Raw genomic sequence first — 10,751 nt, 5'->3', positions numbered from 1 at the left:
TGTTTTGTTTTACTATTTAGCGTCTGGAACTTCTGTAGCAGGATCAGAATTTGTTCCAAATCTTGTGATAATTGTTAAAATCATCATTGCCAATAATACGTATTGGTTAACTAAGAATGGAATGATATCTGTTGGTGCAACTTTTCCTGCAGTAAGTCCAGAAGCGATTAAGATTTGTGCTCCGTAAGGGATAATTCCTTGTACAACACAGCTTGTTGTATCCAAAAGTGATGCAACACGTGATGGTTTTACGTCGTATTCTTTTGTCATTTCAGCTGCTACTTGACCAGTAATCAAAATAGAAACTGTATTGTTTGCTACAGCAGCGTTTGTAAGTCCAACTAATGTTGCAATTGCAGCTTCAGCACTTTTTTGTCCTTTAACTTTCTTTTTAACTTTCATTATGATCCAATCAATACCGCCGTGTTTTCTAACCATGTAGGCAAGACCACCAGTGAACATTGATAATAAGAAGATTTCTAATACTCCTGTGAAACCTTCGAAAATTGTTTTGGACAACATAATTGTGTCGAATTTTCCGTAAATCATACCAATTATCCCAGCTAGTAATGTACCAGAGAATAATACTAATAATACGTTCATTCCCATTAATGCAGTTACAATTACTAATAAATAAGGAATTACATAAACCAAGTTGTAACTTTCTTTAACCATTGTTATTGTTGTTTCTGGTCTTCCTATGATTGCGAAAATAATTGTAGAAATTATTATTGCTGGGAATGCAAATCTTGAGTTCATTACGAATTTTTGTTTCATTCCGATATTTTGTGTTCTAGTAGCTGCGATTGTTGTATCTGAAATCAATGACAAGTTATCTCCAGCCATTGCTCCACAAATCAAAGCTGCAAGCATAAGTGCTGGATTGATTCCTATTTTTTCTGCAACACCGAAAACTATAGGTCCCAATGCTACTACTGATCCTACAGATGAACCAGTCGCAATTGACAAGAATGTAGAAATCAAGAAAATTCCTGGTACCAAGAAGTTTACAGGTACGATTGATAAACTGAAGTTTACAACAGAATCTACAGCGCCACTTGCCTTAGTAACTTGAGCAAATGCTCCAGCTAATAAGTAAATAATACACATGATAATTATGTTTTCATCGCCGCAACCTTTTACGAAATCGTCGGCTTTTTCGTTGATAGTTCCTTCAAAAATAATGAATGCTACAGCAACACCAATCATTATAGAAATAGGTGAAGGAATTTGATAGAATGGCATTTCTACTCCACGAAGTGACAATACTACACCTGATAATACATAGAATAGCACGAACACTACAAGTGGAAGAAGTGCTTTTTTATTTGGTTTCATTTTTTAGCTCCTTTAATCTTTTATAATTTCCAAATTCACGTCCATATTCCATGAACGCGTCGATATTTTCCATTTTTGTTCCTTTTGGAATTTGACAACCTGTAGACAACACATATCCACATGGAGAATCGTAACCGATGTCGATACATTCTTTTACAGATTTTTTAACATCTTCAGTATTTCCTAAATACATAACATCTACTGGAGGAACATTTCCTGTAATTACAACGTCGTTACCAAGAATTTCCTTAGCTTCCAATAAACTTTCGCAGTTATCCAATGAGAAGTTACCAATTCCAGAATCTTTTAATAGTGGCCACAAATCTTTAGAATCACCACAAATATGCAAACCTGCAGAAGAACCGCAGTATTTTTTAACATCTGCAATATTTCTCTTCAAATATGGAAGTGAAAATTCTTCGAATTGTTTCTTACGAATCAAAGTAGTACTTGAAACTGGATCGGCAAATCCCATTCCAAAACCTCTACTACCAACTTCCTTAATGTATTCTCCGTTGTTAATAGTGATTATATCCATAATTTTATGAACGGCATCCTTTTTCTTAACCATCCAACGAAGCAAAGTTTCAGTTCCCAAAACACTTGCGGCTACAGAGAATGGTCCAGTCATTGCAGCACCGATTGATGCAACATCTCCGACTTGATCTCTGATTTTTTCCAATGCTTCTATCAACACTGGTAGCTTTCCATCTTTTAATGGATTGATGATTTTTAATTTTTCGATATCTTCGACCTTTTTCACAACTGGATCTTTTAATTGTGAAATACTATCTTCTGGATACCAAATTTCAGTTCCCATGGCTTCTGCCATTCCTCTTAAAGTAGTGGAAACACTGATGGAATCGTGGTAGAACCTTTTGAACAAAGCTACTTCCGTATCGGCGATTACATCAGAATTTGAATAATAATCCCAAGTTTTATATCCCAAATAGTCACTCATAGTAACGCCCATATCAGGAACAACTGGAATTCTGTCCATTTCTTCACCTTTTGAGAAGGCCTCCATTCTCTCCTTTGGAGTCATCTCGTCTTTGAACATATAAATCCTCCTTTTTAAATTTTAAAAATAACTTAATGAATTTGTTGCTATAAATTGCATTATCATTCTATCATAGAAAAATTCAGCCATTTATTGAAATATTTTATAAGTGGTAGTTTTTATTCATTCAAATTAAATAAAAACTTATCAAAATTGATTTATAGATTAAAAATTTTTAATTTAACACAAAAATATTTTTGTGATAATGATTTCTTAATTGACAAAAAGAAATATAAGATAAAAATAATCATAAAAATTTATCATAACAAAGTATTTACTTTATCGAAAATGAAAACTTAATTTATTTGATTATCCAATAAGTCATTATTATTTGGGCAATATCCAATATCAAATATGTTAAAATAACAATGGGTGATAATATGAAAACAATAATAGTGTCGGGATTTTTAGGTTCAGGCAAGACAACTTTTATCAATCACATTTTGGGTTTTTCCAAAAATACTTTGGTATTGGAGAATGAATTTGGAGATGTGAGTATTGATTCAATGTTGATTAAAAACGACGATATAATTGAAATCAATTCGGGATGTATTTGTTGTGGATTGAAGAGCGATTTTAAGGAAATTATTCACAAAATCGACAAAGACCAATTTGAATACATCATAATTGAGCCGACAGGAGTTGCGAAGCTAACGGATATATTGGAAGTTTTGAAAGACGAAGAAAATTTGCAAATACAAAAATGCGTGACAATTGTCGATTGCGACAGTTACATTTGCTTTCATGATGATTTTGGAGAATTTTTCAATGATCAAATCAAAAACGCTGATATAATATACATAACGAACATTGAAAACTTGGAAGAAGAAAAAATCGATGAAGCGAAAAAGTCAATCGAACAATTTAACAAGCATGCAATTATTCATAAGGAAGATTTCAGAAAGATAAATCCAAATGATATTGTAAGTGAATTTGATGATAATAAAAAGCAAGAGAAACACAAATGTTGTTGTCACGGACATGGTCATAAATGCTGTGGCAAACACCATCATCACGACCACGGTGAACATTCTCACGAGGATTCTAAGTTTAAGACCAATGTTCAAAAGAAATTGAAATTCAATTCAAAAGAAGATTTGGAAAAGTTTTTGGATTCAAAAAGTATCGTGAGAGCGAAGGGGAATGTAGAGATTGCAGATAAGAAAGTTTTCGTTAGCAAAACTTTGAGTGGATTAGAAGTATCAGATTCGTTATCTGATAGCGATGATTTTGTAATAATCGAGGTGAATAATGAGTAAAGTTGGAACTTATGATTGTATTGTAATGGAAACTACACCCATCACTGATCCGGGATTATTTGAAGATGCGGACTGTTTGGTAGAACATTTCAAGGATAAGGACTATGCGAGTATTCCGATGTCTTCTACATTAGAATCAGAAGCTATGGGTGCTGTCGCAGAACTTGGAAAAGTCAGCAAGTACAAGTACGATAATGTGGATGATATTGTGATTGATTTTGATTACAATCAAAAACATGTCAAAGCTTTGTTTGAAACAATTGACAAGATGAAGGACGATAAAAGAGTAATTGTTGAGGTTGCTGGTCCATTGGTTATATTAGATAACTTGGCAAGTTCAGAAGTGGTTTTCAGATCTTTCAGGAAAAAACACGATAAAATCGTTGAACTTTACGATGAAATAAGAAAAGCTTTGGTGGAATATATCGAAAAATTGGTTGACAGTGGAATACAATTGATTAGTTTTTCCGATAGTTTGGCGGGTGCTGATATTATTGGTCCTAAGCAAATGCAGTTATATGTGGACGAGTTTCTAATGAAATTTTTGGAAGATATTCAAAACATCGACAAGCCATTTAATTTTCACTTGTGCCCTAAGTCCACAATGGCGTTGATAAGCTTGGATAAAGCAGAGTTTAAACCTATTGAAAAAAATGAAGAACAAAGATATGTAGACTTTTTGTTTGAAGGAGAACACAAGATTTTCGGAGACAGATGTATGAATTTGTCAGATAAGAAATTTAAGAAGATAAATGAGATTTTAATTAGGGGGTAGTATGAATACACAACAAGAATATTTAGATAAAATGGCAGAAATGGTAGTAGAAATGGAAGATGAAGACATCGCTGAGGTGTGCCAAGAATATATAGACAAGGGATTTGATGCTAAACAAGGTATCTTCGACGGACTTATTAAAGGTATGCAACAAGCAAGTAAGCTTTTTGATGAAGAAGAATATTTTATCACAGATATTTTGCTTTGCAGTGATGCAATGTATGCTGGTTTGGACGTTTTACAAAAACATGTAGAAATGAATGACGACGACATACTAGGCGTTGGAGTTATCGGAGTTGTTGAAGGAGATACTCACGATATCGGAAAAAACTTGGTAAAATTGATGATGCAAACTGCAGGATTTAAGATGATTGATTTGGGTCGTGATGTTAAATTACAAAACTTCATCGATGCAGCAGTCGAAAACGATGCTGATTTGATTTGTATGTCAACTTTAATGACAACTACTATGGACAACATGGGTAAAGTTATCGAAATGTTAAAAGAACAAGGTCTTAGAGACAGATTCAAGGTTATGATTGGTGGAGGACCTATATCTCAAACTTTTGCTGATAAAATCGGTGCGGATTCTTACACTGAAAATGCTGTAGAAGCTGTGGAAGCTGCTAAGAAATTAGTTGGAAAAGATAAGTAGGATAGAAATGATTAACGAAAAAGATAGATTGAAGAATGCTTTAAATCATATTTTCATCGACAGAATTCCTGTGATTTGTCCGGGTGGAATGATGAATATGATATCCAAAGAGCTAATGGAATTGAAAGATATTTATCTTCCAGAAGCTCACTTGGATGCTAGGAAAATGGCTGATTTGGCAAAAGCTATCTACGACGAGAAAATTTTTGAGAATATCGGAGTTCCATTCTGCATGACGATTGAAGCTGAAGATATGGGTTCTGTTGTCGATTTTGGAAATGAAATTTATGAACCACACGTTATTGAATACGCATTCGATAACATCAAAGATTGGGAAAAGATAAAAGATTTCAAGAAGGAAGATTCCAGAAGTGATATCGTGATTGAGGCTATTAAAATCTTGAAGGACGAAGAAAAAAACGCCCCAATTATTGGAAATATCACAGGACCTGTTAGCACTGCATCATCAATAATGGATTCTGTAAAATACTACAAGGCTCTTAGAAAAGACCCACAAAGAGTTCACGAATTTATGGATTATGTGACAGATCATTTAATAGAATTTGCGAATAGACAAATAGACGCAGGAGTAGATGTTATCGCAGTTTCAGATCCTTCTGGTACTGGTGAAATTATGGGACCTAAATTCTTCAAAGAATTCACTGTACAATATTTGAATAAGTTTTTGGATGGAATAAAAGACGTTCCAAAAATTGTTCACATATGTGGAAGGATGACTCCTGTACTTGATTTGTGCAACGACATTCACTCTGATTGCTTGAGCTTTGACTCAATCGTATCTTTGAAAGATGCGAAGAAAGTTTTGAAGCATCACGTGTTGATGGGTAATGTGTCGACTTATGCGCTTGAATATTCAGACAGTGAAAAAATCCAAAAACTAGCAAAAATATCAGTAAACAACGGATCAAATATCCTGTCTCCAGCTTGTGGAATAGGTATGAGATCGCCACTTGAAAATTTGAAATCAATAATAACAGCATCTAAGAATTACGATTATGAAGATAAGAATTAATAATTTAAATAGAACAATTGAATTAGAAGACAACAAAAGCTACAATTTGATGAATGCTTTGCTTGAAAACGACATCTACATCGATAACTCATGCAATGGTAAGTTAACTTGTGGTAAGTGTAAGATAAAAGTTGTAGAAGGAAATGTCAACGAAATAACTGATGCCGAAAAAAGACTTTTGAAAAAAGAAGAAATCGAAAACGGCGTTAGGCTTTCGTGTGCAGTTACAATGAGTGGAGATGTTATCGTGGAAACTTTGAGCGAAAACAGCTCCATTGATGTGCTCGATTCAGGAGATATGCCAGAATTTGAAAAACAATACAGAGACGGCTACGGGATTTGCGTGGACATTGGTACTACAACTGTGTGCATGAATTTAGTAGATTTGAAAACTGGAGACATCATCGCGAAAAACTCCGCACTTAATGCCCAAACAAAGTACGGCTTGGATGTGCTTACGAGAATTACGTTTGAGTTTGAAAATGAAAATGCAGCGAAAATTCTTCAACACAGCATTGTAAGTTCCATGAACAAACTTATTGACAAAATGATTGTCGAATCGAAAATAGACAGAAAAGACATCAAAGAAGTTGACATTGCGGCGAATACTACGATGGTTCATATGCTTTTGGGAGTGGATGCAAGAAGCTTGGGGAAATTCCCGTACAAACCAGTGTTCACTGAAGCAAAGAGTGTGATGTGCGAAGATATTGGATTGAATTTGGGCGCAAAATTGTACACTTTACCAAATGTTTCTGCATATATAGGAGCAGATATTGTAGCAGGTGCTTATGTTACAGATATGAGAAACAGAGAAAATACACTGTTTATAGATATCGGTACAAACGGCGAAATAGTTTTGAAGACTAATGACAAATTGTATTGTTGTTCTTGTGCAGCTGGTCCTGCGCTTGAAGGTATGAATATAAAATGTGGAATGAGAGCAGAACAAGGAGCCATCGAAGATGTTGTAATTGACGGTTCAAACGTCAAATTACAAACAATCGGCGACAAGCCTGCGAAAGGAATTTGTGGAAGTGGTATTCTTGCTGTAATCAGTGAAATTGTTAGAAATAAAATCGTCAATAAGAGAGGTAGGATTATAGATCCAAACTCTGTCGATGATTTTAGAAAAGATTTGGTTAGAATTGTGGATAACAAAAGAGAGTTCATGATGACTGATGAACTTGTTATCACGCAATCAGATATCAGACAAGTACAGCTAGCAAAAGGAGCGATACTTTCTGGTTTTATAAAACTTTTGGATGAAGAGGGACTGGATATTTCCGATTTGAACGAATGTATTGTCGCAGGACAATTCGGAAGTCATTTGAAACCATCTTCAATCGTAGGTGTGGGAATTCTGCCTTACGAAATCGAATCCAAAATAAGTTATGTAGGTAATTCATCTTTAATAGGGGCGTACATGTGTTTAATGAACGATAAAATAAAAGAAGAAATGTCCACTCTTGCTGAAGATATGAATTATATAGAATTATCAATGACAAAGGACTATGAAAAAATATTCGCTAAGGCGATGGAATTTCCAAAGGAGAGATGATTATGAAGAAAAAATTATTGGTATTGATGATGCTTGTGTTCTCATTGACAGCTTGTAACGCTGACAAAGATAAGGCCCAAGAGCCACAAAAAACAGAACAAACACAAGAACAAGCAAAAACAGACGAAAACAAAACAGAAGAAAAAGCTTCTGAGAGTGAAGCTACTAAGGTTTCAATCGTTGTAATGGATGAAGTTAACAACAAAGAAATCTTAAAAGAAGATGCAGAAATCAAAAAAGATGAAAACTTGCAATCTTACCTTGAAAAAAATCACAAAGCAGTTTTTGAAAAAGGTATGATGACTGAATTAGAAGGCGTAAAACAAGATCCAGCTAAGAAACAATACTGGATGTATTATGTTAACGATAAAATGGCAGAAGTTGGAATCGGCGATTACAAAGTTAACGAAAACGACAAGATAGAATTCAAATTTCAAGAAATGAAATAATGAAAACTAGTGATTTGACTAGAATTGCAATATTATCAGCAGTATGCATCCTGACAAGAATTTATTTGAATATAATTCCGAATGTAAAAATCTTGTCGGATGTCATACTGATACTTGCAATTGAAAAAAACCTAAAAGAGTCACTATTTGTAAATGCAGTCACGATGGTAGTCACAAGTTTTGTGCTTGGATTTGGAATATGGGTTTTGTTCCAAGTGGTAGACTTTTTCATCTTGGCTGTATTTAACTATGCAATTTTCAATGTTTTTAATTTAAGAAAAACATTAGTAACCAAAACTATATTTTTGTCCCTTTCGGGATTTTTGTATGGACTTATAATCACGTTGATGGAATGCATGACTGTTATGGGAATGAATGTATTCATTGCAAGATACATGACATCAATTCCATTTGATATCAACCATATGATTGGAAATGCTGTGATATATATTTTTCTTATATACAAGTTAGAAGATTATATTACCGGCAAGAAAAAAATCATGAATTAAAATTTAAAAAAATATTTCATAGAGTTTAATTTGCAAACAGTATTAAATTTAGGTGATATAACAACATTAAATTGATAATGGAGGGATTATTATGAATTTAAGAAAAAAATTAGTAGCTGGATTTTTATGTCTAGCAATCGTAGGACTAGCAGGATGCTCTCAAAAAGCAGACGATAAGAAAACAGAATTAAACAACACTCAAACAACTGAACAAGCTAAGGATGATTCTAAGAAAGAAGAAAAGAAAGCAGATGACGAAGTAAACGGCGTTTCTTTGAAAAACCCAATCAAAGTTGACAAAGAAGCTAAGAAAATCACTGTTTTATCCTCTGTAAATGGAAAATATTTTACTGAAAATACTAGACACGCATCAGTAAACACAGATGGTAGTAACGGAGCAAAATCAGTTCTTACAGCTTATGCTACGCCAGAAGATTTCTACAATGCTTTAATAGAAATCGGTGCAAAACCTGGTGAAAACATGACTCCGGACAATGCAGCTGAAACTCACGTTGAAGGATCTAAAATTGGCGCTACTGTAACATGGGAAGGCGCTGGAAAAGATTACGATATTAACGAAGTAATCAAAGACAGCAACGGAAAGAAAATTGATTTTAGATTCGGTGGAAACTTAGAAAGAGCAAAAAATAAGAAAACAGGTTGCTTAACTTGCTTAGATTCATGTCCAGTAGGAATTATTTCTAACACAACTTACACTAATGGTGCTGTAGAAAAGAGAAATGAAGTTAAATTCACAGGTAACCCAGATGTACTTCCAGAAGATGGAACTTATGTAGCTGTAACTTATACTTTAGAAGATTAATAGAGGTATCAAGTGAAAAAATTAAGGGCGATATTTTATTATTTAACTACGGGCATAGTCATCGGGATTTTATGTTGTCTACTTTTGTTATTCAACGTAAATTTCGAAATGATGGTTAGTCAGCAGCTAGTAATGTATATCTTTACAGCTTTTGGATTGATACTTGGAATTTCGTATACTAATATCAACAGATATGTATTTTTCGCATTGGAATTGGCGATAGCTTTGATTGCTCTTATAGGGGGGAAAACACAAAGTCTTATCTACATCGTAAAAGAATTTGTGATGTATCATGGACCAGTTAAAAACATTTTAATTCCTACAATCGCAGTTATCGTAATTGTTAACTTAATCAACATTTATATAGTTCTTACTCAAAAGAAATATCAAAAATATTACACTAGAGAAGAACGAAAAGCTATGAGAGAAGAAGAAGTTAAACTTAGCGATTTGAGAGAAGAAAAAACACCTGAAGAAATAGCAGAACTTAAACATAAAAGAAAAATCCAAAGAATAATTGCTTTGATTATTATTGGAATTATGTTGGGGTTGTATTTCTTCGTGCCATCTATCAAAGCTAAAACCAATGAAGCCTTCTCAACTATTTCAAAATTAGATACAAATGTCGTAGTTGCATACTTGAGATCATACGGAAAACTAGCTGCAGTAGTATCATTCATTTTAATGGTACTACAATCAATTGCAGCACCTATCCCAGCATTTTTGATTACATTGTCAAATGCTGCAATATTTGGATGGGTAAAAGGGGCTATACTTTCTTGGTCGTCAGCTATGGCGGGAGCTGCACTTTGTTTCTTCTTGGCGAGAGCTTTGGGAAGAGATGCTGTTGAAAAACTTACAAGCAGAGGTGCTATGGAAAGTGTTGACGTATTTTTTGAAAGATATGGTAAGTACGCAATATTGATTTGTAGACTTCTACCTTTCGTTTCATTCGACTTTGTAAGTTATGGAGCAGGTCTAACTAATATGGGATTCTGGCCATTCTTCATAGCTACAGGAATTGGACAATTGCCAGCTACAATTGTTTATTCATACGTTGGAGGAACGTTGACAGGTGGAGCACAAAAACTTTTCCTAGGACTTTTGACATTATTCGCATTATCAATAATGATTGGTATTGCTAAGAAAGTTTACAATGATAAACAAAAGAAAAAGGGCGAAAAAGTAGTAGAATAAAATCACAATCATAGGTCAGAAAATTGGTCTATGATTTTTTTGTGCAAAATTTAGTTTTTAGAGTAAAATTTATCACTTTATTTTGATAACGA

The 10,751-nt window shown here is 33.9% G+C and carries 11 protein-coding genes; 9 read left to right on the top strand and 2 right to left on the bottom strand.

The genetic code is table 11. The annotated features are described in order from the left end of the window. Positions 1-12: 12 nt before the first annotated feature. Positions 13-1,338 carry a Na+/H+ antiporter NhaC family protein gene (locus GKF99_RS01540; RefSeq protein ID WP_154272482.1) on the bottom strand — a complete coding sequence of 442 codons (1,326 nt, stop codon included), beginning with the start codon at positions 1,336-1,338 and terminating at the stop codon, positions 13-15. Then, complete coding sequence (locus GKF99_RS01535) at positions 1,325-2,398, bottom strand: uroporphyrinogen decarboxylase family protein (RefSeq protein WP_154272481.1); 1,074 nt, start codon at positions 2,396-2,398, stop codon at positions 1,325-1,327. Before GKF99_RS01535 ends, GKF99_RS01540 begins: the two co-directional genes overlap by 14 nt. 380 nt (positions 2,399-2,778) lie before the next feature. Between GKF99_RS01535 and GKF99_RS01530 the strand changes: the two genes are divergently transcribed. The 9 genes from GKF99_RS01530 to GKF99_RS08840 all read left to right on the top strand — a co-directional run bounded on the left by GKF99_RS01530 (position 2,779) and on the right by GKF99_RS08840 (position 10,659). Beyond that, on the top strand, positions 2,779-3,657 hold the full coding sequence (locus tag GKF99_RS01530) for a GTP-binding protein (RefSeq protein WP_241673548.1): 879 nt from the start codon (positions 2,779-2,781) through the stop codon (positions 3,655-3,657). After that, positions 3,650-4,432, top strand: coding sequence for a uroporphyrinogen decarboxylase family protein (locus GKF99_RS01525; protein WP_154272479.1), 783 nt, complete (start codon positions 3,650-3,652; stop codon positions 4,430-4,432). Before GKF99_RS01530 ends, GKF99_RS01525 begins: the two co-directional genes overlap by 8 nt. A gap of 1 nt (position 4,433) precedes the next feature. After that, on the top strand, positions 4,434-5,087 hold the full coding sequence (locus GKF99_RS01520) for a corrinoid protein (protein ID WP_154272478.1): 654 nt from the start codon (positions 4,434-4,436) through the stop codon (positions 5,085-5,087). 7 nt (positions 5,088-5,094) lie between these two features. After that, positions 5,095-6,120 (top strand): MtaA/CmuA family methyltransferase, encoded by a 1,026-nt coding sequence (locus GKF99_RS01515; RefSeq protein WP_154272477.1) that lies wholly within the window; start codon positions 5,095-5,097, stop codon positions 6,118-6,120. Next, complete coding sequence (locus tag GKF99_RS01510) at positions 6,104-7,681, top strand: ASKHA domain-containing protein (RefSeq protein ID WP_154272476.1); 1,578 nt, start codon at positions 6,104-6,106, stop codon at positions 7,679-7,681. The genes GKF99_RS01515 and GKF99_RS01510 overlap by 17 nt, the downstream gene beginning before the upstream one ends. 2 nt (positions 7,682-7,683) lie before the next feature. Next, positions 7,684-8,130 carry a DUF4430 domain-containing protein gene (locus GKF99_RS01505; RefSeq protein ID WP_225559912.1) on the top strand — a complete coding sequence of 149 codons (447 nt, stop codon included), beginning with the start codon at positions 7,684-7,686 and terminating at the stop codon, positions 8,128-8,130. Next, positions 8,130-8,639, top strand: a complete 510-nt coding sequence (locus tag GKF99_RS01500; protein ID WP_154272475.1) for a hypothetical protein — start codon at positions 8,130-8,132, stop codon at positions 8,637-8,639. Before GKF99_RS01505 ends, GKF99_RS01500 begins: the two co-directional genes overlap by 1 nt. 91 nt (positions 8,640-8,730) lie before the next feature. Further along, the gene (locus GKF99_RS01495; RefSeq protein WP_154272474.1) at positions 8,731-9,462 is read left to right on the top strand and encodes a YdjY domain-containing protein; all 732 of its coding nucleotides are present in this window, start codon (positions 8,731-8,733) and stop codon (positions 9,460-9,462) included. A gap of 12 nt (positions 9,463-9,474) precedes the next feature. Then, positions 9,475-10,659, top strand: coding sequence for a TVP38/TMEM64 family protein (locus tag GKF99_RS08840; RefSeq protein WP_347233074.1), 1,185 nt, complete (start codon positions 9,475-9,477; stop codon positions 10,657-10,659). Positions 10,660-10,751: the final 92 nt, after the last annotated feature.

Source organism: Finegoldia sp. BIOML-A2, assembly GCF_009678315.1.
GTDB classification, from domain to species: Bacteria; Bacillota; Clostridia; order Tissierellales; family Peptoniphilaceae; genus Finegoldia; species Finegoldia magna.
The sequence above is the reverse complement of the archived record's forward strand: the minus strand, read 5'-3'. Positions and strand labels throughout refer to the sequence as shown.

Excerpts from the sequence above, each read along its gene's own strand:
- GKF99_RS01515 (WP_154272477.1), top strand. The coding sequence starts at position 5,095 with ATGATTAACGAAAAAGATAGATTGAAGAATGCTTTAAATCATATTTTC.
- GKF99_RS01525 (WP_154272479.1), top strand. The coding sequence starts at position 3,650 with ATGAGTAAAGTTGGAACTTATGATTGTATTGTAATGGAAACTACACCC.
- GKF99_RS01520 (WP_154272478.1), top strand. The coding sequence starts at position 4,434 with ATGAATACACAACAAGAATATTTAGATAAAATGGCAGAAATGGTAGTA.
- GKF99_RS01535 (WP_154272481.1), bottom strand. The coding sequence starts at position 2,398 with ATGTTCAAAGACGAGATGACTCCAAAGGAGAGAATGGAGGCCTTCTCA.
- GKF99_RS01500 (WP_154272475.1), top strand. The coding sequence starts at position 8,130 with ATGAAAACTAGTGATTTGACTAGAATTGCAATATTATCAGCAGTATGC.
- GKF99_RS01510 (WP_154272476.1), top strand. The coding sequence starts at position 6,104 with ATGAAGATAAGAATTAATAATTTAAATAGAACAATTGAATTAGAAGAC.
- GKF99_RS01495 (WP_154272474.1), top strand. The coding sequence starts at position 8,731 with ATGAATTTAAGAAAAAAATTAGTAGCTGGATTTTTATGTCTAGCAATC.
- GKF99_RS01505 (WP_225559912.1), top strand. The coding sequence starts at position 7,684 with ATGAAGAAAAAATTATTGGTATTGATGATGCTTGTGTTCTCATTGACA.
- GKF99_RS01530 (WP_241673548.1), top strand. The coding sequence starts at position 2,779 with ATGAAAACAATAATAGTGTCGGGATTTTTAGGTTCAGGCAAGACAACT.
- GKF99_RS01540 (WP_154272482.1), bottom strand. The coding sequence starts at position 1,338 with ATGAAACCAAATAAAAAAGCACTTCTTCCACTTGTAGTGTTCGTGCTA.